This is a genomic window from Streptomyces sp. NPDC041784 (assembly GCF_055591025.1).
This window is the reverse complement of record NZ_JBVJAB010000015.1, coordinates 115,591-136,616: the sequence shown is the minus strand read 5'-3', so window position 1 is coordinate 136,616 and position 21,026 is coordinate 115,591. Positions and strand designations below refer to the sequence as shown.

The 21,026-nt window shown below is 70.2% G+C and carries 26 protein-coding genes; 22 read left to right on the top strand and 4 right to left on the bottom strand.

Features of this window, described 5'->3' with window-relative positions; all coding sequences use genetic code 11:
- Positions 1-59 precede the first annotated feature (59 nt).
- The 14 genes from rimM (at position 60) to ACZ6D7_RS29550 (ending at position 11,538) form a co-directional block, all read left to right on the top strand.
- The gene (gene rimM, locus ACZ6D7_RS29615; RefSeq protein WP_469497148.1) at positions 60-614 is read left to right on the top strand and encodes a ribosome maturation factor RimM; all 555 of its coding nucleotides are present in this window, start codon (positions 60-62) and stop codon (positions 612-614) included.
- Positions 614-1,447: a tRNA (guanosine(37)-N1)-methyltransferase TrmD gene (gene trmD, locus ACZ6D7_RS29610; protein WP_469497146.1), complete on the top strand. Its 834-nt coding sequence runs from the start codon at positions 614-616 to the stop codon at positions 1,445-1,447. The genes rimM and trmD overlap by 1 nt, the downstream gene beginning before the upstream one ends.
- Before the next feature lie 133 nt (positions 1,448-1,580).
- Complete coding sequence (gene rplS / locus ACZ6D7_RS29605; protein ID WP_020128707.1) at positions 1,581-1,931, top strand: 50S ribosomal protein L19; 351 nt, start codon at positions 1,581-1,583, stop codon at positions 1,929-1,931.
- Positions 1,932-1,976: 45 nt separating this feature from the next.
- Positions 1,977-2,711, top strand: a complete 735-nt coding sequence (lepB, locus tag ACZ6D7_RS29600; protein ID WP_469497143.1) for a signal peptidase I — start codon at positions 1,977-1,979, stop codon at positions 2,709-2,711.
- Positions 2,704-3,798, top strand: coding sequence for a signal peptidase I (lepB, locus tag ACZ6D7_RS29595; RefSeq protein WP_469497141.1), 1,095 nt, complete (start codon positions 2,704-2,706; stop codon positions 3,796-3,798). Before lepB (ACZ6D7_RS29600) ends, lepB (ACZ6D7_RS29595) begins: the two co-directional genes overlap by 8 nt.
- Entirely contained in the window at positions 3,689-4,666 is a 978-nt protein-coding gene (gene lepB / locus ACZ6D7_RS29590) for a signal peptidase I (protein ID WP_469497137.1), read from the top strand. The genes lepB (ACZ6D7_RS29595) and lepB (ACZ6D7_RS29590) overlap by 110 nt, the downstream gene beginning before the upstream one ends.
- Before the next feature lie 103 nt (positions 4,667-4,769).
- A complete protein-coding gene (gene lepB / locus ACZ6D7_RS29585; RefSeq protein ID WP_469497132.1) occupies positions 4,770-5,552 on the top strand; it encodes a signal peptidase I in 783 nt (260 codons plus the stop codon).
- On the top strand, positions 5,542-6,066 hold the full coding sequence (locus ACZ6D7_RS29580) for an NUDIX hydrolase (RefSeq protein WP_469497130.1): 525 nt from the start codon (positions 5,542-5,544) through the stop codon (positions 6,064-6,066). Before lepB (ACZ6D7_RS29585) ends, ACZ6D7_RS29580 begins: the two co-directional genes overlap by 11 nt.
- Before the next feature lie 56 nt (positions 6,067-6,122).
- On the top strand, positions 6,123-6,431 hold the full coding sequence (locus ACZ6D7_RS29575) for a DUF2469 domain-containing protein (RefSeq protein ID WP_005311352.1): 309 nt from the start codon (positions 6,123-6,125) through the stop codon (positions 6,429-6,431).
- A gap of 118 nt (positions 6,432-6,549) precedes the next feature.
- Complete coding sequence (locus ACZ6D7_RS29570) at positions 6,550-6,951, top strand: YraN family protein (protein ID WP_469497127.1); 402 nt, start codon at positions 6,550-6,552, stop codon at positions 6,949-6,951.
- A gap of 1 nt (position 6,952) precedes the next feature.
- Complete coding sequence (locus ACZ6D7_RS29565) at positions 6,953-8,578, top strand: YifB family Mg chelatase-like AAA ATPase (RefSeq protein WP_469497125.1); 1,626 nt, start codon at positions 6,953-6,955, stop codon at positions 8,576-8,578.
- Positions 8,575-9,738 carry a DNA-processing protein DprA gene (gene dprA / locus ACZ6D7_RS29560; protein ID WP_469497123.1) on the top strand — a complete coding sequence of 388 codons (1,164 nt, stop codon included), beginning with the start codon at positions 8,575-8,577 and terminating at the stop codon, positions 9,736-9,738. The genes ACZ6D7_RS29565 and dprA overlap by 4 nt, the downstream gene beginning before the upstream one ends.
- A 303-nt stretch (positions 9,739-10,041) precedes the next feature.
- Positions 10,042-10,884, top strand: coding sequence for an RNA polymerase sigma factor WhiG (whiG, locus tag ACZ6D7_RS29555; protein ID WP_469497121.1), 843 nt, complete (start codon positions 10,042-10,044; stop codon positions 10,882-10,884).
- 96 nt (positions 10,885-10,980) lie between these two features.
- Positions 10,981-11,538, top strand: coding sequence for a TetR/AcrR family transcriptional regulator (locus ACZ6D7_RS29550; protein WP_469497421.1), 558 nt, complete (start codon positions 10,981-10,983; stop codon positions 11,536-11,538).
- A gap of 45 nt (positions 11,539-11,583) precedes the next feature.
- Here ACZ6D7_RS29550 and ACZ6D7_RS29545 read toward each other — a convergent pair whose 3' ends face one another.
- Positions 11,584-12,180 (bottom strand): murein hydrolase activator EnvC family protein, encoded by a 597-nt coding sequence (locus tag ACZ6D7_RS29545; protein ID WP_469497118.1) that lies wholly within the window; start codon positions 12,178-12,180, stop codon positions 11,584-11,586.
- A 281-nt stretch (positions 12,181-12,461) separates the two neighbouring features.
- Between ACZ6D7_RS29545 and rpsB the strand changes: the two genes are divergently transcribed.
- The 7 genes from rpsB (at position 12,462) to ACZ6D7_RS29510 (ending at position 18,071) form a co-directional block, all read left to right on the top strand.
- Entirely contained in the window at positions 12,462-13,388 is a 927-nt protein-coding gene (gene rpsB, locus ACZ6D7_RS29540; RefSeq protein WP_469497115.1) for a 30S ribosomal protein S2, read from the top strand.
- Between the two features lie 155 nt (positions 13,389-13,543).
- Positions 13,544-14,380, top strand: coding sequence for a translation elongation factor Ts (gene tsf / locus ACZ6D7_RS29535; RefSeq protein WP_469497112.1), 837 nt, complete (start codon positions 13,544-13,546; stop codon positions 14,378-14,380).
- Between the two features lie 194 nt (positions 14,381-14,574).
- A complete protein-coding gene (gene pyrH, locus ACZ6D7_RS29530) occupies positions 14,575-15,333 on the top strand; it encodes a UMP kinase (protein WP_469497109.1) in 759 nt (252 codons plus the stop codon).
- 173 nt (positions 15,334-15,506) lie between these two features.
- Entirely contained in the window at positions 15,507-16,064 is a 558-nt protein-coding gene (gene frr / locus ACZ6D7_RS29525; protein WP_009190895.1) for a ribosome recycling factor, read from the top strand.
- Complete coding sequence (locus tag ACZ6D7_RS29520; protein WP_469497104.1) at positions 16,064-17,269, top strand: phosphatidate cytidylyltransferase; 1,206 nt, start codon at positions 16,064-16,066, stop codon at positions 17,267-17,269. The genes frr and ACZ6D7_RS29520 overlap by 1 nt, the downstream gene beginning before the upstream one ends.
- Before the next feature lie 142 nt (positions 17,270-17,411).
- Positions 17,412-17,861, top strand: a complete 450-nt coding sequence (locus ACZ6D7_RS29515) for an SRPBCC family protein (protein WP_469497101.1) — start codon at positions 17,412-17,414, stop codon at positions 17,859-17,861.
- Positions 17,862-17,894: 33 nt separating this feature from the next.
- A complete protein-coding gene (locus tag ACZ6D7_RS29510; protein WP_469497098.1) occupies positions 17,895-18,071 on the top strand; it encodes a hypothetical protein in 177 nt (58 codons plus the stop codon).
- A 326-nt stretch (positions 18,072-18,397) separates the two neighbouring features.
- On the opposite strand, the gene ACZ6D7_RS29505 is transcribed toward ACZ6D7_RS29510, so the two are convergent.
- A complete protein-coding gene (locus ACZ6D7_RS29505) occupies positions 18,398-18,709 on the bottom strand; it encodes a hypothetical protein (RefSeq protein ID WP_469497095.1) in 312 nt (103 codons plus the stop codon).
- Positions 18,710-19,097: 388 nt separating this feature from the next.
- Here ACZ6D7_RS29505 and ACZ6D7_RS29500 point away from each other — a divergent pair, with 388 nt between their 5' ends.
- Positions 19,098-19,328 carry a hypothetical protein gene (locus ACZ6D7_RS29500; RefSeq protein WP_469497093.1) on the top strand — a complete coding sequence of 77 codons (231 nt, stop codon included), beginning with the start codon at positions 19,098-19,100 and terminating at the stop codon, positions 19,326-19,328.
- 107 nt (positions 19,329-19,435) lie between these two features.
- Here the strand turns inward: ACZ6D7_RS29500 and ACZ6D7_RS29495 are convergent, their stop codons facing one another.
- Positions 19,436-20,671, bottom strand: a complete 1,236-nt coding sequence (locus ACZ6D7_RS29495) for a tyrosine-type recombinase/integrase (protein ID WP_469497090.1) — start codon at positions 20,669-20,671, stop codon at positions 19,436-19,438.
- 75 nt (positions 20,672-20,746) lie between these two features.
- Positions 20,747-20,992, bottom strand: coding sequence for a helix-turn-helix transcriptional regulator (locus ACZ6D7_RS29490; protein ID WP_469497089.1), 246 nt, complete (start codon positions 20,990-20,992; stop codon positions 20,747-20,749).
- Positions 20,993-21,026 lie beyond the last annotated feature (34 nt).

Sequence of the window (21,026 nt, the reverse complement as noted above, 5' to 3'; positions counted from 1 at the left end):
CCGGGGAGGGCCTCTGGGCCGTCCCCGGCCCGCAGTCGTATGACAGGAGATCAAGGACAGTGCAGCTGGTAGTCGGACGGATCGGCCGTGCCCACGGCATCAAGGGCGAGGTCACCGTCGAGGTACGTACCGACGAGCCGGAGCTGAGGCTCGCGCCCGGCGCCGTACTCGCCACCGATCCCGCCACCGCGGGACCGCTCACCATCGAAGCCGGCCGCGTCCACAGCGGCCGCCTCCTCCTGCGCTTCGCGGGCGTCGCCGACCGCAACGGCGCCGAGGCCCTGCGCAACACCCTCCTGATCGCCGAGGTCGACCCGGAGGAGCTGCCCGAGGAGGAGGACGAGTACTACGACCACCAGCTCATCGACCTCGACGTGGTGACCGCGGACGGCGTCGAGGTGGGCCGGATCACCGAGATCTCGCACCTGCCCTCCCAGGACCTCTTCATCGTCGAGCGCCCGGACGGCACCGAGGTGATGATCCCGTTCGTCTCGGAGATCGTCGGCGAGATCGACCTGGCGGAGCAGAAGGCCGTCATCACCCCGCCGCCGGGGCTGATCGACGACCGCGCGGAGATCGTGTCCGCCCGGGACTCGGGTGAGGGCGAGTCCTGATGCGCCTCGACGTCGTCACGATCTTCCCCGAGTACCTCGACCCGCTGAACGTCTCCCTCGTCGGCAAGGCACGCGCGCGTGGGCAGCTGAACGTGCATGTGCACGACCTGCGGGAGTGGACCTACGACCGCCACAACACGGTCGACGACACGCCCTACGGCGGCGGGCCCGGCATGGTCATGAAGACCGAGCCCTGGGGCGACGCCCTGGACTCCGTCCTCGCCGACGGCTACGAGACCGGGGCGCGCGGGCCCGCGCTGATCGTCCCGACCCCCAGCGGCCGCCCCTTCACCCAGGAACTCGCCGTCGAGCTCTCCGAGCGCCCCTGGCTGATCTTCACCCCGGCCCGCTACGAGGGCATCGACCGGCGGGTCGTCGACGAGTACGCCACCCGGATCCCGGTCTACGAGGTCTCCATCGGCGACTACGTCCTCGCCGGCGGCGAGGCGGCCGTACTCGTCGTCACGGAGGCCGTGGCACGGCTGCTGCCCGGCGTGCTCGGGAACGCCGAATCCCACCGCGACGACTCCTTCGCGCCCGGCGCCATGGCGAGCCTCCTGGAGGGGCCCGTCTACACCAAGCCGCCCGAGTGGCGCGGCCGCGACATCCCCGAGGTGCTGCTCAGCGGCCACCACGGGAAGATCGCCCGCTGGCGCCGCGACGAGGCACTGCGTCGTACGACGGCCAACCGGCCCGACCTCATCGAGCGCTGCGACCCCAAGGCCTTCGACAAGAAGGACCGCGAGATGCTCTCCATACTGGGCTGGGCGCCCGACCCGGAGGGTGAGCCGTACGGTCGATTTTGGCGCAGGACCGACGGCGTGGAAGAATAGGCCGCTGTTGTGCGCCGTCCGGCGTGCGCCCCTGCCACAGGGGGACACGACGTCCGCCCCGACGAGCACGACAGACCCCCTGAAAACCTAGTTCCGCTGATGACCTGTGGCATTGGCGAAGAAAGCAGACGAAATGTCTCACCTGCTCGACTCCGTCGACGCCGCGTCGCTGCGCAGCGACGTCCCGGCCTTCCGCCCGGGTGACACCGTCAACGTCCACGTCCGCGTCATCGAGGGCAACCGCTCCCGTGTGCAGCAGTTCAAGGGCGTTGTGATCCGCCGCCAGGGCGCCGGTGTCCGCGAGACCTTCACGGTCCGCAAGGTCTCCTTCTCCGTCGGCGTCGAGCGCACCTTCCCGGTGCACACTCCGATCGTCGAGAAGATCGAGCTCGTCACCCGCGGTGACGTGCGTCGCGCCAAGCTGTACTACCTCCGTGAGCTGCGCGGCAAGGCCGCGAAGATCAAGGAGAAGCGCGACAACTGAGCGCACTCGGAGATCCACAGAGGGGCCGGATAGCATCTGGCCCCGATGGACACCGAAGCTCAGCAGACGACGGAGCGCGACCGCTCCTCCCGCCCTTCCGTTCCCGCGGCGGCCTCCCCGAACGAGGCCCCGCACACGGAGGGACCGGAGGGACGGTCGCGTTTCGCGTTGGTGGCGCGGATCACGCAGTGGCTCCCCGGCGGCAGGATCAGCCTCACTCTGCTCGTCTGCCTGCTGTTTTTGCTGGTCCTCAACACGTTCGTGGCGCAACCTTTCCAGATTCCCAGCGGATCCATGGAAAACGGATTGAGGATCGGTGACCGCGTTCTCGTAAATAAGTTGGCGTACCGTTTCGGTTCCGGGCCCCGGCGCGGCGACGTCGTCGTGTTCGACGGAACCGGGTACTTCGGGAACGCCGACTACATCAAACGCGTCGTGGGTGTAGGGGGAGACCACGTGGTCTGCTGCGACAAGGAGGGGAGGATCAGCGTGAACGGCCGGTCGGTCGACGAGTCCGCGTTCCTGTATCCGGGCGACAGCCCGTCCTCGGTGGACTTCGACGTGGTCGTGCCCGAGGGCACCCTGTTCGTCCTCGGTGACCATCGCAGCGCCTCCAGCGACTCCCGCGACCATCTGGGCTCCCCGGGCGGCGGCATGATCCCGGTCGACGACGTGATCGGCCGCGCCGACTGGATCGTCTGGCCCGCCGGGCACAGCGGCCGGCCGGCCCGCCCGAGCGCGTACGCGCACGTGCCCGGCGCGGAGGGCGCCCATGGGTAACCGCGGCAAGCCGCGCGGCGTCCCCAGCTCTCCCGCGGACCAGCTCCTGCCCACCGGCGCCCGGCGCGCCGCCGGCTCGTCCGGCGGCCGTTCGCGCGCGGACCGGCGCAAGCTCCAGCGCAAGGTCAAGCGCAAGCGGAGGCGCTCGGCGGTCCGGGAGATACCGCTGCTGGTCGGTGTCGCCGTGCTGATCGCCCTGGTCCTGAAGACCTTCCTCGTGCAGGCCTTCGTGATCCCGTCCGGCTCCATGGAGCAGACGATCCAGATCGGCGACCGGGTCCTGGTCGACAAGTTCACCCCGTGGTTCGGCTCCAAGCCGCAGCGCGGGGACGTCGTCGTCTTCAAGGACCCCGGCGGCTGGCTCGCGGACGAGCAGACCACCACGAAGAAGGACGACCCCGTGGTCGTCAAGCAGATCAAGGAAGGGCTCACCTTCATCGGTCTGCTGCCGTCCGACGACGAGAAGGACCTGATCAAACGGGTCGTCGGAGTGGGCGGCGACCGGGTCCAGTGCTGTGACACGCAAGGGCGGGTCACCGTCAACGGCGTTCCCCTGGAAGAGGGAACCTACCTGTACCCCGGGAACGCGCCCTCCGACTCCGCCTTCGACATCACCGTCCCGCAGGGCCGGCTGTGGGTGATGGGCGATCACCGGGCCAACTCCGCGGACTCCCGCGCCCACCAGGACACCGACTACGGCGGCACCGTCTCCGAGGACGAGGTCGTCGGACGCGCCATGGTCATCGCCTGGCCCCTGGGGCACTGGAACCGTCTCAAGGAACCGCAAACTTTCTCCTCGGTGACCGGCTCGACCGCCACGGCGACCGCGTCCGTCCAGCCGTCGCATAGGGTTGCCCCGGACGATCCGAACGGAACGATCCGACAACTCCCGAGCCCTGCGGAACTCCCGCTCGTTATGGGAGTGGTGGGCCTGCGCCGTACGTGGAGCAGGCGGCGGCACGGAGTGAGGAGTTGGCGTGGGGGATGTGGCGGTTGGCGCACGGTCGGGGCACGACGGCGAAGAGCACCGCGGACGTCCCGTGGCAGCCGACCCGGCCGCGGACGGCGCCGTGACCTCCGGGAGTGACCCGGCGGTGGGCGGCGACGGTCCGCCCTCGGACGAGCCCCCGCGGACCGGTGGCGAGGGATCGGGCGGTGCGGCCCCGAAGCCGAAGAAGCCGCGCTCCTTCTGGAAGGAGCTGCCGATCCTGATCGGTATCGCGCTGGTGCTCGCGCTGCTGATCAAGACGTTCCTGGTGCAGGCGTTCTCGATCCCGTCCGCGTCGATGGAGAACACCCTCAAGGAGGGTGACCGGGTCCTGGTCGACAAGCTGACGCCATGGTTCGGTTCCGAGCCCGAGCGCGGCGAGGTCGTCGTCTTCCACGACCCGGACAACTGGCTGGCCGGCGAGGCCGTCGCCGACCCGAACGCCCTCCAGACCTTCCTCAGCTGGATCGGCCTGATGCCGTCCGCCGAGGAGAAGGACCTGATCAAGCGGGTCGTCGGCGTCGGCGGCGACACCGTCACCTGCAAGGGCACCGGCCCGCTGACGGTCAACGGCAAGGCGCTCAACGAGCCGTACGTGTACCCGGGCAACACCCCGTGCAGCCAGGACGACCAGGGCGGCCAGTTCTCGGTGAAGGTCCCCAAGGGCTACATCTGGGTCATGGGCGACCACCGCCAGAACTCGCGGGACTCGCGCTACAACCAGGCGGACAAGCACCACGGGATGGTCCCCGTCGAGAAGGTCGTCGGCCGCGCCATCGTCAAGGCCTGGCCGATCAACCGCTGGGGCACCCTGCCGGTTCCGGACACCTTCGACCAGGAGGGCCTGAACAGCCAGTCGTCGGCCGCTTCGGCCCTGACGGTCGCCCCGCAGGGGCTCGCCGTCGCCGGGGTCGTCCCGGTGGTCCTGTGGCGCCGCGGGCGCCGGCAGCCGTCCCGGACGCGCTGACGACCTCGCCGCCCCGGGCCCGTAAACCCTTTCCCAAGCTTGTGGCCCAGGCCGGGAAGGAAGGGCTGACCCCGTTCGGTACCGCCGGGTAGGGTGCGGACCCATGGGTGGCGAGAGCACGATACGTACGGCCCCGCACAGCGGCGGTGGCACCAGCAGTGGCCCGGTGGGCAGCCGGACCGGACAGCGTCTGTCCGGACTGGCCGTCGCGCTGGGCCTCGTGCTGTTCCTGGGCGGATTCGTCTGGGCGGCCCTGGTCTACCGGCCGTACACCGTGCCCACCAGTTCCATGGCGCCGACGATCGGCGCAGGCGCGCGCGTGCTGGCCGAGCGGGTGGACGGCGACGAGGTGCGCCGCGGTGATGTCGTCGTGTTCAAGGACGAGGCCTGGGTGAGCGGCTCGGCCGTGGTCAAGCGGGTGGTCGCGGTCGGCGGTGACACGGTGGCCTGCTGCACGGAGGGCAAGCTGACGGTCAACGGCAAGGAGATCGACGAGCCGTATCTGCCCGAGGGCAGCCTCGCCGAGATCAAGGGCTTCCCGACCGTGACCGTTCCCGAGGGCCGGCTGTTCCTGCTCGGCGACGAGCGGCAGGGCTCGCTGGACTCCACCGCCCACCTCACGGACGCGGCCAGCGGCACGGTGGCGCGCAGCGCTGTCACGGCCCGGGTGGACGCCGTCGTCTGGCCGTGGGACGGCCTGCTCAAACGCCCCACCGGCTTCACGGAACTCGGGGCGCTCTCCGAGCCGGGCCCGCTGCGGACGATCCTCTGGCTGGTCGGCGTCGGCGCGGTGCTGGTCCTCGGCGGCGGCGCCTACGGCCCGATCGCCCAGCGGGCGGCCCGCCGCCGCGCCCGCACCCGGCCGGAGCCCGCCGGTGTCGGCTGAGGCCGCGGACGCGGGCGCCGACACCTACGAGGGCGGCCTGCGCAAGGTCGCCCGGGTGGTGCTGCTCGACCCGCAGGACCGCATCCTGCTGCTGCACGGCCATGAACCGGATGACCGGGCCGACGACTGGTGGTTCACGCCAGGCGGCGGTGTGGAGGGCGACGAGACCCGTGAACAGGCGGCCCTGCGCGAACTCGCCGAGGAGACCGGCATCACCGAGGTCGACCTGGGGCCGGTGCTGTGGCGGCGGACCTGCTCCTTCCCGTTCGCCGGCCGCCGCTGGGACCAGGACGAGTGGTACTACCTGGCCCGTACGACCGTGACGACGACGCAGGCCACAGCCCTGACGGAGCTGGAGCGGCGCAGCGTCGCCGGAGCGCGCTGGTGGACGTGTCAGGAACTGACCCGGTCGCATGAGACGGTGTATCCGACCAGACTCGCCGAGCTGCTGCGCAGGCTGCTCGACGACGGTCCCCCGGCCCGGCCCGTAACCCTTGACACGGAAATCGTCTAGGGGCTCACGGGACTGGCGCACAATGGGGGGATCGCACGGCTGAAGGGGAACATGCCATGAGCGCCGAGGACCTCGAGAAGTACGAGACCGAGATGGAGCTGAAGCTCTACCGGGAGTACCGCGATGTCGTCGGTCTGTTCAAATACGTGATCGAGACCGAGCGGCGTTTCTACCTGACCAACGACTACGAGATGCAGGTGCACTCGGTCCAGGGTGAGGTGTTCTTCGAGGTGTCGATGGCCGATGCCTGGGTGTGGGACATGTACCGGCCGGCCCGGTTCGTGAAGCAGGTGCGGGTGCTCACGTTCAAGGACGTGAACATCGAGGAGCTGAACAAGAGCGATCTGGAGCTGCCGGGCAGCTGAGTTCCCTGGTCGTGGGGCTCGTGGGGGCTCGTGAGGGCTCGCGTGGGCTCGTGTGGGTGACGGAGTTGTCCACAGCCTCTGACTTGTCCACCAAGATCCATTTCTTGGCGGCGGATGCGTGAGCGTGGGTGCCGGAGGTGGTGCCCACATGAACACGCATCAGGCACGCAACGCACTCGGCAGGTACGGAGAAGGGCTGGCCGCGCGGCGGCTGGCCGAGGCCGGCATGACGGTCCTGGAGCGCAATTGGCGCTGCGGCAGGACCGGGGAGATCGACATCGTCGCCCGCGACCGGGACGTGCTGGTCGTCTGTGAGGTCAAGACCCGCCGGAACGGCGGCTTCCAGCAGCCGGCGGCGGGGGTGACACCGGAGAAGGCCGAGCGGTTGCGCGGCCTCGCGCAGCGGTGGGTCCAGGAACACGGAGGAGCCCCGCCGGGCGGCGTCCGCATCGACCTGGTGGCCGTCCTGCTTCCCGACCGCGGCGCGCCCGTCGTGGAGCATGTGCGGGGGGTGGCCTGAGATGGGCTTCGCGCGTACGTGCTCGGTGGCGCTGGTGGGCGTCGAAGGCGTCGTGGTCGAGGTCCAGGCGGACCTGGAGCCCGGGGTGGCCGCGTTCACACTGGTGGGGCTGCCGGACAAGAGCCTGACGGAGAGCCGGGACCGGGTGCGGGCGGCGGTGGTGAACTCGGGCGGCGAATGGCCGCAGAAGAAGCTCACCGTCGGACTCAGCCCGGCGTCGGTGCCGAAGGCCGGCAGCGGCTTCGATCTCGCCGTCGCCTGTGCGGTGCTGGGTGCCGCGGAACGGATCGACCCGCGGGTGCTCGCCGACATCGTGATGATCGGCGAACTGGGACTGGACGGACGGGTACGGCCGGTCCGGGGCATCCTGCCCGCGGTGATCGCCGCGGCCGACGCGGGCTACGAGCAGGTGGTCGTGCCGGAATGCGCCGCCGCCGAGGCCTCGCTGGTCCCGGGCGTCTCCGTGCTCGGGGTGCGCAGCCTGCGGCAGCTGATCGCGCTCCTCGCGGACGAGCCCGTGCCCGAGGAGGAGCAGGACGACGCGGGCCGCCCCGACCCGCTCCTCGCCGGTCTGCGGATGCCCGGCACCGGCGCGGCCACCGGAATGCACAGCCTCGGCGCCGCCCAGCACGACCAGGGGCACGACCTGGCGGACGTGGTCGGGCAGCGCTCGGCGCGCACCGCGGTGGAAGTGGCGGCGGCGGGCGGACACCACCTCTTCCTGGAAGGGCCGCCCGGCGCGGGCAAGACCATGCTCGCGGAGCGGCTGCCGGCCGTTCTGCCCCGGCTGACCAGGCAGGAGTCGCTGGAGGTCACGGCGGTGCACTCGGTGGCCGGGCTGCTGCCACCGGGCAAGCCCCTGATCGACGTCGCCCCCTACTGCGCCCCGCACCACTCGGCGACCATGCAGTCGCTGGTCGGGGGCGGCCCGGGGGTCGCACGGCCCGGCGCGGTCTCGCTGGCTCATCGCGGTGTGCTGTTCCTGGACGAGACTCCCGAGTTCAGCGGCCAGACCCTCGACGCCCTGCGGCAGCCCCTGGAGGCGGGCCATGTGGTCATCGCGCGCAGCGCGGGCGTGGTGCGGTTCCCGGCGCGGTTCCTGATGGTGCTGGCGGCCAACCCCTGCCCGTGCGGTCGCTTCTCGCTGCGGGACAGTCTGTGCGAGTGCCCGCCGTCGGCGATCCGCCGCTACCAGGCCCGGCTCTCCGGACCCCTGCTCGACCGGGTCGACCTGCGGGTCGAGGTGGACCCGGTCAGCCGGACGGAACTCGCCCACCGCGGCCCGGGCGGAGAGTCCACCGCGACGGTCGCCGACCGGGTCCGGGCCGCCCGGGAACGCGCGGCGGCCCGGCTGGCGGACACCCCGTGGCGGACCAACAGCGAGGTGCCGGGACGGGAACTGCGCACCCGCTGGCATGCGGCGACCGGCGCGATGGACGACGCCGAGCGCAATCTGGAGCGGGGCGTGCTGACCGCACGGGGGCTCGACCGGGTGCTTCGGGTCGCCTGGACCGTCGCCGACCTCGTCGGCCACGACCGGCCCGACGCCTCCGATGTCGCCCTCGCCCTGCAACTGCGCACGGGGGTCCCGCGCGGTGTGCCGATGGCCCTCGGGGCCCTCGCATGAGCGGCTTTGGCGAGCCGGGTGACGACCGGCTCGCCCGGGTCTTCCTCTCCCGGGTCATCGAGCCCGGGGACGAGGTCGGCGGGCGGTGGGTGCGGGAGCGAGGGGCGGTCGAGGTGGCGCGACGGCTGCGGGAGGGCGCGGACATGCTGACCGGGGTGTCGGAGCGGCGGTGGGGCGGGCTGACCGCCCGGGCCGGGCGGGCCGAGCCCGAACGGGATCTCGCGGTCGCGGCGGAGGCCGGGGTGCGGTTCCTGTGCCCCGGGGACACCGAGTGGCCCGGCACGCTGGACGACCTCGGGGACGCCCGGCCGCTCGGACTGTGGGTGCGGGGCCGGCCCAGTCTGCGGATGTGGGCGCTGCGCTCCGTCGCCGTCGTCGGCGCCCGTGCCTGCACCGCGTACGGCGCCCATATGGCCGCCACGCTCGCGGCCGGCCTCGCCGAGCGGGGGTGGGTGGTCGTGTCCGGCGGTGCCTACGGGGTCGACGGCGCCGCCCACCGGGGGGCTCTCGGGGCCGGCGGCGCCACCGTCGCCGTCCTCGCCTGCGGGGTCGACCGGCCCTACCCGCGCGGCCACACCGAGTTGATCAACAGGATCGCGGAACAGGGGCTGGTGGTCGGGGAGTTGCCGCCCGGTGACCATCCCACGCAGAACCGGTTCATCCTGCGCAACCGGGTGATCGCCGCGCTCACCCGGGGCACGGTGGTCGTCGAGGCCGCCTACCGCAGCGGCTCGCTGGTCACCGCCCGGGCGGCCCAGCGGTTGGGCCGACACACCATGGGCGTGCCGGGGCCCGCCACCAGCGGGCTCTCCGCCGGGGTGCACGAGCTGCTGCGCCAGGAGGGGGCCGTGCTGGTCACCGACGCCGCGGAGGTCGTCGAACTCGTCGGGGACATGGGGGAGCTGGCCCCGGACCGGCGCGGGCCGGTGCTCCCGCGCGATCTGCTGGAGCCGGGCGCCCGGCGCGTCCTCGCCGCGCTCCCCGGCCGCCGGTCCGCGCGGGCCGAGGAGGTGGCCCGCGAGGCGGGGACCACTGCGGACGACGCGATCGCGAGACTGTACGAACTCAGGGCACTCGGATACGTCGAACGACTCGGCGACGGCTGGAAGTTGACACGCCAGGCGATGGTCTCCGTCCGAGGGGATGGACGCCTCCGTTGACCGAGGGTGTTCGGCCGTCCGGGGGAACGCCGAACCCCTTGCGGAATACCCCAGTTGACGCTCTCCCGGGAATCGCGGGGCGACCGCCGTGCCCCGGTGCGGCGTCCAGCGGAACGTATCTGCGCACAGGTCGGGCCACGTCCTTCGCGCACCGCGACACTCCAGTCACGCTACGCTCACGAGGATTCCGGTACAGAACGGCAGCAGCGCGACTTCCGACCAGCAGATCACCCAGGCACCCTCGACTCCTCCCGACTCACCCCGACTCCACGTACTTCACGGCAGAACGGCACAAGGCGACGTATGCCCCAGCACACCTCCGGGTCCGACCGGGCGGCGCTACCCCCAGCCGCCCGCGACGGTGGCAGCGTGCGGCCGCCCGCTCCCTCGACGCTCGACGAGCTGTGGCGGTCGTACAAGGCGACGGGGGACGAGCGGCTGCGGGAGCAGCTGATCCTGCACTACTCGCCGCTGGTGAAGTACGTGGCGGGGCGCGTCAGCGTCGGGCTGCCGCCCAATGTCGAGCAGGCCGACTTCGTCTCCTCCGGGGTCTTCGGGCTGATCGACGCGATCGAGAAGTTCGACATCGACCGGGAGATCAAGTTCGAGACGTACGCGATCACCAGGATCCGGGGCGCGATGATCGACGAGCTGCGCGCGCTGGACTGGATCCCGCGGTCGGTGCGGCAGAAGGCGCGCAACGTGGAGCGGGCGTACGCGACGCTGGAGGCGCGGCTGCGGCGGACGCCGTCGGAGTGCGAGGTGGCCGCCGAGATGGGTATCGCCGTCGACGAACTCCACGCCGTGTTCAGCCAGTTGTCGCTGGCCAACGTGGTGGCCCTGGAGGAGCTGCTGCACGTCGGCGGTGAGGGCGGCGACCGGCTGAGCCTGATGGACACGCTGGAGGACACGGCCGCCGACAACCCCGTGGAGGTGGCCGAGGACCGGGAGCTGCGGCGGTTCCTGGCCCGGGCGATCAACACACTGCCCGACCGGGAGAAGACCGTCGTCACGCTCTACTACTACGAGGGGCTGACCCTCGCCGAGATCGGGAACGTGCTGGGCGTCACGGAGAGCCGGGTCAGCCAGATCCACACCAAGTCCGTGCTCCAGCTGCGCGCGAAACTGGCCGGCTTCGGACGCTGACGTCCGGTGCCGGCGGGGTCGCTTCGACGTGAGTCCCTCCCGCTCGGGAGGCGGCGTCCGTAAAGTGGGGGCGTGCCAAGGATTCGAGCGGCCTCCGTGGCCGAGCACCGGTCGATGCAGCGTGCCGCCCTGCTGGACGCGGCACGCTCCCTGCTGTCCGAGGGCGGGACGGAGGCGCTGACCTTCCCCGCACTCGCCGAGCGGACGGGGCTCGCGCGTTCGTCCGTGTACGAGTACTTCCGGTCGCGGGCCGCCGTGGTCGAGGAGCTGTGCGAGGTCGACTTCCCCGTGTGGGCGGCGGAGATCGAGGCGGCGATGGCCGCGGCGGACGGGCCGGAGGCCAAGCTCGAGGCGTATGTGCGCCGGCAGCTGGGGCTGGTCGGGGACCGCCGGCACCGGGCCGTCGTGGCGATCTCGGCGAGCGAGCTGGACGCGGGGGCCCGGGAGAAGATCCGGGCGGCGCACGGCGGGCTCGTCGCGATGATCGTCGAGGTGCTGGGGGAGATGGGGCACGAGGAGCCCCGGATGGCGGCGATGCTGCTCCAAGGAGTGGTGGACGCGGCGGTGCGGCGGATCGAGCTGGGTGCCGCCGAGGAGCCCTCGGTGATCACCGAAGCCGCTGTGGCCATGGTCCTGCGGGGTGTGCGGGGCTGAGCCCCGTCCGCTCGGCATCGGCGGCTACGGACTGCCGGACACCCCCTACGCGGGGAGCGGCACGCCGAGTACCGGCAGGAGCCTCGACGGGCCCCCGCGCAGCAGCCACGGAGGGAGCAGCGTCAGGGGGTCCAGATAGGTCCCGCCCCTCCGTAGCCCCCAGTGCACGCACGGCACCGTGCAGTGCGAGCCCGTCGGCTCCACCGTGCCGAGCACCTGGCCCTCGGTCACCTCGGTGCCCTTCGTGACCGAGGGCCGTACCGGCTCGTAGGTCGTTCTGAGGTCCGTGCCGGTCAGCTCCACGGAGATCACCCCCCTCCCCGCCACCCGCCCCGCGTACGACACGCGGCCCGCCGCCACCGCGCGGACCGGTGCGCCGGGGAGCGCCGCCAGGTCCACGCCCCGGTGGCCTCGGGCGTACGCCGTCGGTGGGGGCTCCCAGGCGCGCACCACCGCCGGGCGCGCCCCCACCGGCCAGGTCCGGCCGATCGCCGGGACCCCGGGAGGCGGAGCCGGAGCTTTGGTCGCGGCCGGAGGCGCGGTGGCCGGCGCCGGCGGGGCCGGGTCCGCCCGGGCCGCCGACGCGAGCACCGTGAGCAACAGGAACAGCACCAGGCCGCCGAGACATCGCTTCGAGTCCATGGGGCAACCGTCCCGCGAAGGCTCTGATCATGGCCGGGAGCTGTGGACAACCCTCCGGTTGTGGAGAGCGGCGTCACCCGGTACCCCGCGGGTCCCGTACACTTCTTCTGGCGATCCGGGTCACCGGGTCGACTTCGCACGCCCCGGTATCGGGGGCCGGCCACGGTCGGTCTCCCGGTATCCGCGCCCCTCGGTCCTTTGTGGCTCGGCGCACCGCGGGCGTCAGGCGCGGGAGCCGTCCGGCATCCGCGGCACAACCGAGAAACTCAAGGAGAACGGCCATGGCCGTCGTCACGATGCGGGAGCTGCTGGAGAGCGGCGTCCACTTCGGTCACCAGACCCGTCGCTGGAACCCGAAGATGAAGCGCTTCATCTTCACCGAGCGCAACGGCATCTACATCATCGACCTGCTCCAGTCGCTGTCGTACATCGACCGCGCCTACGAGTTCGTCAAGGAGACCGTCGCCCACGGCGGCACGGTCATGTTCGTCGGCACGAAGAAGCAGGCGCAGGAGGCCATCGCCGAGCAGGCCACCCGCGTCGGCATGCCCTACGTCAACCAGCGCTGGCTGGGCGGCATGCTCACCAACTTCTCGACCGTCTACAAGCGCCTCCAGCGCCTGAAGGAACTCGAGCAGATCGACTTCGAGGACGTCGCCGCGTCCGGTCTGACCAAGAAGGAGCTTCTCGTGCTCTCGCGCGAGAAGGCCAAGCTGGAGAAGACCCTCGGTGGTATCCGCGAGATGTCCAAGGTCCCCAGCGCCGTCTGGATCGTGGACACCAAGAAGGAGCACATCGCGGTCGGCGAGGCCCGGAAGCTGAACATCCCGGTCGTCGCCATCCTCGACACCAACTGCGACCCCGACGAGGTCGACTACAAGATCCCGGGCAACGACGACGCGATCCGCTCCGTCACCCTGCTCACCCGCGTGATCGCCGACGCCGTCGCCGAGGGGCTCATCTCCCGCTCCGGCGTCGCCACCGGCGACAAGGGTGAGAAGGCCGCGGGCGAGCCGCTCGCCGAGTGGGAGCGCGACCTGCTCGAGGGTGAGAAGAAGGCCGACGAGGCTCCGGCTGCCGAGGCCCCGGCCGCCGAGGCCGTCGAGGCTCCGGCCGCTGAGGCTGCCGAGGCCCCCGCCGCCGAGGCTCCGGCCGCCGAGGCCACCGAGGCTGTCGAGGCTCCGGCCGCGGACGCCGAGCAGGCCTGACCGTCCCGTCAGCGTTGACGGCGGGGGCAGTGACATGAAGTCCGCCCCCGCCGTTCACCCGTAGGTCGGCACGAGTCGGAGATCTGCGTCTACACGTGGATCGCAGACCGTGCAGATCTCCGATCTTCCAGACTTCGAGAAAGACTTACAGACTCATGGCGAACTACACCGCCGCCGACGTCAAGAAGCTCCGCGAGCTCACCGGCGCCGGCATGATGGACTGCAAGAAGGCGCTGGACGAGGCCGAGGGCAACGTCGAGAAGGCCGTCGAGGCGCTCCGCATCAAGGGCCAGAAGGGCGTCGCCAAGCGCGAGGGCCGCTCTGCCGAGAACGGCGCCGTGGTCGCGATCATCGCCGACGACAACGCCTCCGGTGTCCTGGTCGAGCTGAAGTGCGAGACGGACTTCGTCGCCAAGGGCGAGAAGTTCCAGGCCGTGGCCAACGCCATCGCCGAGCACGTCGCCAAGACCGCTCCGGCCGACCTCGAGGCGCTGCTCGCCTCCGAGATCGAGGCCGGCAAGACCGTCCAGGCGTTCGTGGACGAGGCCAACGCCAACCTCGGCGAGAAGATCGTCCTGGACCGCTTCGCGCAGTTCGCCGACGGCTTCGTCTCCGCGTACCTGCACCGCACGATGCCCGACCTGCCGCCGCAGATCGGTGTCCTCGTCGAGCTGGACAAGCCGAACGCCGAGGTCGCCAAGGGCATCGCCCAGCACATCGCCGCCTTCGCGCCGAAGTACCTCGCCAAGGAGGACGTGCCGGCCGAGGTCGTCGAGTCCGAGCGCCGTATCGCCGAGGAGACCACCCGCGCCGAGGGCAAGCCCGAGGCCGCGATCGCCAAGATCGTCGAGGGTCGCCTCAACGGCTTCTTCAAGGACGCGACGCTGCTCGGTCAGCCCTACGCGCTCGACAACAAGAAGTCCGTCCAGAAGGTCCTGGACGAGGCCGGTGTCACCCTGAAGCGCTTCTCGCGCATCAAGGTCGGCATCTGAGTCCGTACCGCGACGGACGCCCGGCCCCGATAGGGTCGTAGGCAGTCGTCCCGGTACGCCGTCGCGCACGTGCGTGCGCGACGGACGACAGCAGATCTGACGAGGAGGCCATTGCCGAGCATGGGATGCGAACGACACCCCACCGGCAATGGCCTTCTTCGCATGTGCACCACGTGAAAGAGGCGGGAACTCCCATGACCACCAAGGCCCAGAAGAGCGACGACGGCAAAGTACGCGGCCGGTTTATGCTGAAGCTGTCCGGCGAGGCATTCTCCGGCGGCGGGGGCCTGGGAGTGGACCCCGACGTGGTGCACAAGATCGCCCGGGAGATCGCGGCCGTCGTCCGGGACGGCGCGCAGGTCGCCGTCGTCATCGGCGGCGGCAACTTCTTCCGCGGCGCCGAACTCCAGCAGCGCGGCATGGACCGGGCGCGCTCCGACTACATGGGCATGCTCGGCACGGTCATGAACTGCCTCGCCCTCCAGGACTTCCTGGAGAAGGAGGGCATCGACAGCCGGGTCCAGACCGCCATCACCATGGGCCAGGTCGCCGAGCCGTACATCCCGCTGCGCGCCGTGCGCCACCTGGAGAAGGGCCGCGTCGTGATCTTCGGCGCCGGTATGGGCATGCCGTACTTCTCCACCGACACCACCGCCGCCCAGCGCGCCCTGGAGATCGACGCCGAGGCCCTGCTGATGGGCAAGAACGGGGTGGACGGCGTCTACGACTCCGATCCCAAGACCAACCCCGAGGCCGTCAAGTTCGACGCCCTCGGCTACGGCGAGGTCATCACCCGTGACCTGAAGGTCGCCGACGCCACCGCCATCACGCTGTGCCGCGACAACAAGCTTCCGATTCTCGTCTTCGAGCTTCTGGCGGAGGGCAATATCGCTCGCGCCGTCAAGGGTGAGAAGATCGGCACGCTTGTGGGTGAGCAGGACAGCCGGGCCTGACCGGTTAAACCCCGGTCCGCACGACAACACCTGACCGGGGGACGGACCCTGGTCGGGGGATGGACAATGTCCTGCCGGTCGGGAACCGTGCAGGAAGAAGACGCGACGCAGCCGGCCGCCGCCACCGACAGGGAACCGCAGCCGGGCCTACTCAAGACACGCAGGAGCAAGTGGTGATCGAAGAGACCCTCCTCGAGGCCGAGGAGAAGATGGAGAAGGCCGTCGTGGTCGCCAAGGAGGACTTCGCCGCGATCCGCACCGGCCGTGCGCACCCGGCGATGTTCAACAAGATCGTGGCCGACTACTACGGCGCGCCGACGCCGATCAACCAGCTGGCTTCGTTCTCCGTGCCGGAGCCGCGCATGGCGGTCGTGACCCCGTTCGACAAGACGGCGCTGCGCAACATCGAGCAGGCCATCCGCGACTCCGACCTCGGCGTCAACCCGAGCAACGACGGCAACATCATCCGTGTGGTGTTCCCCGAGCTGACCGAGGAGCGCCGCCGCGAGTACATCAAGGTCGCCAAGGGCAAGGGCGAGGACGCCAAGGTGTCCATCCGCTCGGTGCGCCGCAAGGCCAAGGACGCGATCGACAAGCTCGTCAAGGACGGCGAGGTCGGCGAGGACGAGGGCCGTCGTGCGGAGAAGGAGCTCGACGACACCACGGCGAAGTACGTCGCCCAGGTGGACGAGCTCCTGAAGCACAAGGAGTCGGAACTCCTCGAGGTCTGATGAACGACTCTTCCTGGGGCTCTCCGCCACACACCGCGTCGCACCCCGGGGCACAGCCGGGGTACTGGGGGCCCGTCGACCACGGGCCTGTCCAGGGGGCTGCCCCGGCGGGTCCCGCGTACGATGCGCCTGAGGCGCAGCAGACTCGCCCCATGCCCATCGTCCCCGACGTACCCGCACACGGCGGAAACCAGGATGACGACCGGGGGGCCGCTCGGCTGGGCGGCCCCTTGTTCCGAGACGAGACGTTCCGCCCCGGCGCGCCCGACCAGGCGTTCCGCGACGGGACGTTCCGCCACGAGACCCCGTCGGCACAGCCCTCTGCGGCGGTGCCGCAGAATCCGGAGCCCATGCCCGACGCGCCACAGCCGACGCCCGCACCGCAGAAGAAGAGCGCGGGCCGAGACCTGGGCGCGGCCATAGGGGTCGGGGTCGGACTCGGCGCGGTGATCGTCGCCTCGCTGTTCGTCGTCAAGGCCGTGTTCGTCGGCGTGATAGCGGTCGCCGTCGTGGTCGGCCTGTGGGAGCTGACCAGCAGGCTTCAGGAGCGCAAGGGCATCAGGGCGCCGCTCGTGCCACTCGCGGTCGGCGGTGCGGCGATGGTCGTCGCCGGATACGTCCGGGGAACCGAGGGTGCCTGGGTCGCCATGGCCCTGACCGCGCTGGCGGTCCTGGTCTGGCGGATGACCGAACCGCCCGAGGGCTATCTGAAGGACGTGACGGCCGGAGTCTTCGCGGCCTTCTACGTCCCGTTCCTGGCCACCTTCGTCGCCCTGATGCTCACGGCCGACGACGGCGCGTTCCGCGTGATGACGTTCCTGCTGCTGACGGTCGTCAGCGACACGGGCGCGTACGCCGTCGGCTGGCGCTTCGGCAAGCACAAGCTCGCTCCGCGCATCAGCCCCGGCAAGACCCGCGAGGGCCTGCTGGGCGCGGTGTCGTTCGCGATGGTCGCGGGCGCGCTGTGCATGCAGTTCCTGATCGACGACGGCACCTGGTGGCAGGGGCTGCTGCTGGGCCTCGCGGTCGCGGCCAGCGCCACGCTGGGCGACCTCGGCGAGTCCATGATCAAGCGGGATCTGGGCATCAAGGACATGGGCACGCTGCTCCCGGGTCACGGCGGCATCATGGACCGCCTGGACTCGCTGCTGCCCACGGCTCCGGTCGTCTGGCTGCTGCTGGTGTTGTTCGTCGGGTCCGGCTGACCGGCGCCTACGCGGCTTCTGCGGGCCCCCGTCCTGATGTCAGGGACGGGGGCCCGCTGCCGTCGTGGCCCCGGCCGCGGCCCGGTGGGACCATGGCTCGTAGAGGCCTCACGGGGAATCGCCCTGAAAGGGGGCGGGCGCCATGTCCGACTTCCGCGAAACGATCGACGTCGACCGCAGCCCCGAGGATGTCTGGGCGTACGTCATGGATCCGGCCCGGCTGCCGGAGTGGCAGGCCAGTGCGGTCGCGGCCGAGCCGCTCGACGACGGGCCCGTCCACATCGGCTCCCGGCTGCGGGTCACCCGGCACGTCGGCAGCCGGGAGATCCCGATGACCATGGAGTACACCGAGTACGACCCTCCGCACGCCTGGGGCATGCAGGGCGTCGACGGACCCATCCGTGGCCATGTCCACGGCGAGATCGCCCCGCTCGACGACGGCCGCCGCTCCCGCGTGACCCTGGAGCTGGACTTCGAGGGCAAGGGCATCGGCAAGGTCCTGCTCCCCCTGATCGTCCGTCCCCAGGTCCGCAAGGAGCTGCCGCTCAACGAACGACTGCTGAAGGACCGACTGGAGCAGCGGACGACGTAGACCGGCTGGTGGGCGGGCCGATAGGGTCCGACCATGGGGCAGGCGCGCATGGGGGACGACGGCAGATACGAGGGCGACCTCCCGTGCCGCTACTGCGGCGCGCTGCTCAACCAGAACGGGCGCCGCAGGGCACGCCTGTACTGCGGCCCCTGGCACCGGACCAAGCAGTACGCCGCCGTTGTTGTCGCGATGGTCGCCGGGCTCTTCTGAGCGGGCCGCGCACACCGGCGACGTGCAGGCGGAGACCGGGCTGTCGGAGACCGGGCAGCGGGACGGGGGCTCGCGGATGGGGCTCGGAGACGGGGGTGGGCGTCGGCGGCCCGGGTCACCCGATTCGATCTGCGACACTGGTAGGGCTATGCCTAAGCCCGGAGAACAGTGTTCCTCAAGGGCGCGTGGAGCGGTGACCAGGCGTTTTGCAGCTCTTGGCGGCTATCTCGAAAGCTTTGGGCCGTCGTGGGGCCGTGAGTACAGGTCGAAGGCCCTCCTCCAGGAGTTCCACGAGAACTCCCGAAGAGGGCCTTCAAGGCGATGACTCAGATGCGGCGGCGGTGCCGCAGCATCCAGTAGCACACGGTCGGCAGCAGAGCTGCGAGAGCGAGCAATGCTGTCTGTACCTGCCATGGCATTCCGGCGTGGACGAACTCCAGCGACTTGGCCATCGCGCACGGGCCGATCCCGGTTCCACCGATGGCGCCAGCGAACTCTACGGTCTCCAGCATCCGACCCGCCTGCTTCCCCGGTACGGAAGCTACGACGGAAGGGCCGTCCAGAGCAGTCGTGATCTTAACGAAGGCCGCTGATGTCTGTTCTGGAACCGAGCCCTTGCCATCGTTGTGGGTACCCATATGGGCCCCTTCCCGGCCTGTTCTCTTCGTCTAAGCACCTTGCCTAGATCGGAACGGGCCTCAACCAGCGCCTGGTCATGGCTGCACCTCCCTCACTCTGTTCTCGTGGCTGCAGCGCGACTGTCACGCTCCGTCAGTGGAGCGGACGTTGACTGTCGCTAGGCGGGGGTCCTACCAGACCCCCGGGTAAGTAACCCTTTCAACGGTTTCTCTCCTTCCAATTCCCTGACGTCGGCCCCAAGTTGGGCTGGCGAGGTACACCCTAGCACGATGCAGGTGCGTTTTTGCACCAGACTGTGGCATCATGGATGCGTAGCGCCTCCCTCCCGGTGCGGTGAGGGTGCAGGAACTAAGATCAGAGAGAGTTCAGAGACAGAGAGGTACGCGTATGGCGTCGGCATCGGGCGAGCAGCCCGCAAGCGAGCGATTCTCAGTTACCTTCGTGCCCCCAGCGGTGCAGGCTGTCAGGGAGCTGATGGAGACGACGGGGCTTAACAAGGCTGATGTGATCAACCGGGCGGTTCAGATCTACGCCTTCCTTGAAGACCGTAAGAGGAAGGGAAGCGACCTACTCCTTCGAAGCCCTGACGGAGAGACCGAGCGTGTGCACATCGTGTAGCTGGCAGTTACTGCACCCTCAGGCACATTTGGGCTGCTGTTTGACGAATGGGCAACGACCCGTGACGGGTCGTTGCCCATTCGTCAAACAGCAGCCCGGCAAGGCAGTTAGATCTTGAGTGACGGAAGGGTGGCGTCGATGGCCCGCCGCGTGCGCTCGCTACTCGACGGCATTAGATGCGCGTACACCCGCAGCGTCAGTGCCGGGTCGGTGTGCCCCAGGTACTGGCTGACGGCCTTGATGTTCTCGCCGGCGTCCAGTAATACGGAGGCGTAGAAGTGCCTCAGAGCGTGCATACCGTGCTCGCGTGCCGACCCGTACTTGCCGTCGTCCCCGGCGACCGCGATGAGGCCAGCGACGGCGAGCGCGGGCTTCCACTCCTGGACGTTGAAGTTACTGCGCCACACGACCCCGCTCGCGGTGTTCGTGAACAGCAGGCGGGCTGACACCTTCGGGCCGTCAGGCTTCCGCCACGGCAGGGTGACCTCAACCGGCTTGCAGGCGTCCATGTGGGCGCGCAGGGCCACAGCCACCGACGACGGCAGCGGGACGTCTCGCTCCTTGTTGCACTTCGGCGGGGCGAACACAGCCTTGCCACGGATGAGCTTTACCTGTCGAACCACCCGTAGGATGCCGCCCTCCAAGTCGACTGCGTCCTCAGCGAGTCCCACGATCTCGCCCTGTCGGAGTCCACACCCTGCGCCCGTGTCCACCATGGCCCGGTATCGCTCCGGGAGCGCCGCGCGAACGGCCTGCACCTGGGTGGGCAGCCACGGCACGACGCGGCGCCGTTCGACCGTCGGCGGACGGACGGATCGCGCGGAGCACGGGTTGCGGAGCAAGAGGCCGTCGTCCACGGCCGCGCCGAGGACGGCTCGAACGTCGCCGTAGATGTTGCGCGCGTACGCGCCGCTGACGCCCGGGTTTGCCTCCAGTGCGCTCGTCAGTTCGCGGAGGTGCTCGGGGCGGAACGAGTCGAGCGGACGCGAGCCCAGCACCGGGAAAGCATGCAGGCGCAGCCGCTGTTCGGCCACGATCTGACTCGACAGGTCTGCGGTGTGGGCACCGAGCCACTTCTCGGCGTAGGTCTTGAAGGTGATGCGAGCCGCGCGCGGATCGATGTACTGGCCGCGCGACATGTCAGACGCCGTGTTGGTGAGCCACTTCTCGGCGAGCCGCTTCTGTCCGTCGGGAAAGCTCTTGGATTTCTCGGTGCCGTCGGGCCCGATGTATCGGGCCCGGTAGCGCATCCCCGTGCCATGGCGGTCGGTCTTCGCGCGGGTGGTCTTGCCGTTGTCGTCGGTCTGGGTCTTGAACCAGCGGTCTTGGATGTGGCCTGCCATCAGGCAGAAGTCCTCTCGACATGCGGCAGGGAGAGCAGCGTGGGCGGCTCTCCCTGCCGTGTGGTGTGCGTTCGGTCAGGCGGCGGTGTCTTCGGCGTGCTTGCGCTGGTCGACGTAGGCGCGGACGTCGGCGGGGTCGTAGCGCAGGTGTTTGCCGATGCGGAAGCCGGGCGGGCCGGTGCGCTTCTTGCGCCACTGGTAGACGGTCTCTACGGGGACGCCGAAGATCGTGGCGACGTCGTCGGGGTTGAGGTAGCGATCGGGGAGACCGTCGCGGAGGGCGGATCGGGGGCCGGTCTCGTTGAGGAGCGGGGGCGTCACTGCGTCCTCCCGTAGTTGGATTCACATTCCTGTG

Coding starts and splice junctions, on each gene's coding strand:
- lepB (WP_469497143.1), top strand. CDS start 1,977: ATGGACACCGAAGCTCAGCAGACGACGGAGCGCGACCGCTCCTCCCGC.
- rplS (WP_020128707.1), top strand. CDS start 1,581: ATGTCTCACCTGCTCGACTCCGTCGACGCCGCGTCGCTGCGCAGCGAC.
- ACZ6D7_RS29505 (WP_469497095.1), bottom strand. CDS start 18,709: ATGGGTACCCACAACGATGGCAAGGGCTCGGTTCCAGAACAGACATCA.
- dprA (WP_469497123.1), top strand. CDS start 8,575: ATGAGCGGCTTTGGCGAGCCGGGTGACGACCGGCTCGCCCGGGTCTTC.
- ACZ6D7_RS29515 (WP_469497101.1), top strand. CDS start 17,412: ATGTCCGACTTCCGCGAAACGATCGACGTCGACCGCAGCCCCGAGGAT.
- ACZ6D7_RS29565 (WP_469497125.1), top strand. CDS start 6,953: ATGGGCTTCGCGCGTACGTGCTCGGTGGCGCTGGTGGGCGTCGAAGGC.
- ACZ6D7_RS29500 (WP_469497093.1), top strand. CDS start 19,098: ATGGCGTCGGCATCGGGCGAGCAGCCCGCAAGCGAGCGATTCTCAGTT.
- tsf (WP_469497112.1), top strand. CDS start 13,544: ATGGCGAACTACACCGCCGCCGACGTCAAGAAGCTCCGCGAGCTCACC.
- lepB (WP_469497132.1), top strand. CDS start 4,770: ATGGGTGGCGAGAGCACGATACGTACGGCCCCGCACAGCGGCGGTGGC.
- ACZ6D7_RS29520 (WP_469497104.1), top strand. CDS start 16,064: ATGAACGACTCTTCCTGGGGCTCTCCGCCACACACCGCGTCGCACCCC.
- whiG (WP_469497121.1), top strand. CDS start 10,042: ATGCCCCAGCACACCTCCGGGTCCGACCGGGCGGCGCTACCCCCAGCC.
- rpsB (WP_469497115.1), top strand. CDS start 12,462: ATGGCCGTCGTCACGATGCGGGAGCTGCTGGAGAGCGGCGTCCACTTC.
- lepB (WP_469497141.1), top strand. CDS start 2,704: ATGGGTAACCGCGGCAAGCCGCGCGGCGTCCCCAGCTCTCCCGCGGAC.
- pyrH (WP_469497109.1), top strand. CDS start 14,575: ATGACCACCAAGGCCCAGAAGAGCGACGACGGCAAAGTACGCGGCCGG.
- ACZ6D7_RS29545 (WP_469497118.1), bottom strand. CDS start 12,180: ATGGACTCGAAGCGATGTCTCGGCGGCCTGGTGCTGTTCCTGTTGCTC.
- trmD (WP_469497146.1), top strand. CDS start 614: ATGCGCCTCGACGTCGTCACGATCTTCCCCGAGTACCTCGACCCGCTG.
- ACZ6D7_RS29495 (WP_469497090.1), bottom strand. CDS start 20,671: ATGGCAGGCCACATCCAAGACCGCTGGTTCAAGACCCAGACCGACGAC.
- ACZ6D7_RS29575 (WP_005311352.1), top strand. CDS start 6,123: ATGAGCGCCGAGGACCTCGAGAAGTACGAGACCGAGATGGAGCTGAAG.
- ACZ6D7_RS29510 (WP_469497098.1), top strand. CDS start 17,895: ATGGGGCAGGCGCGCATGGGGGACGACGGCAGATACGAGGGCGACCTC.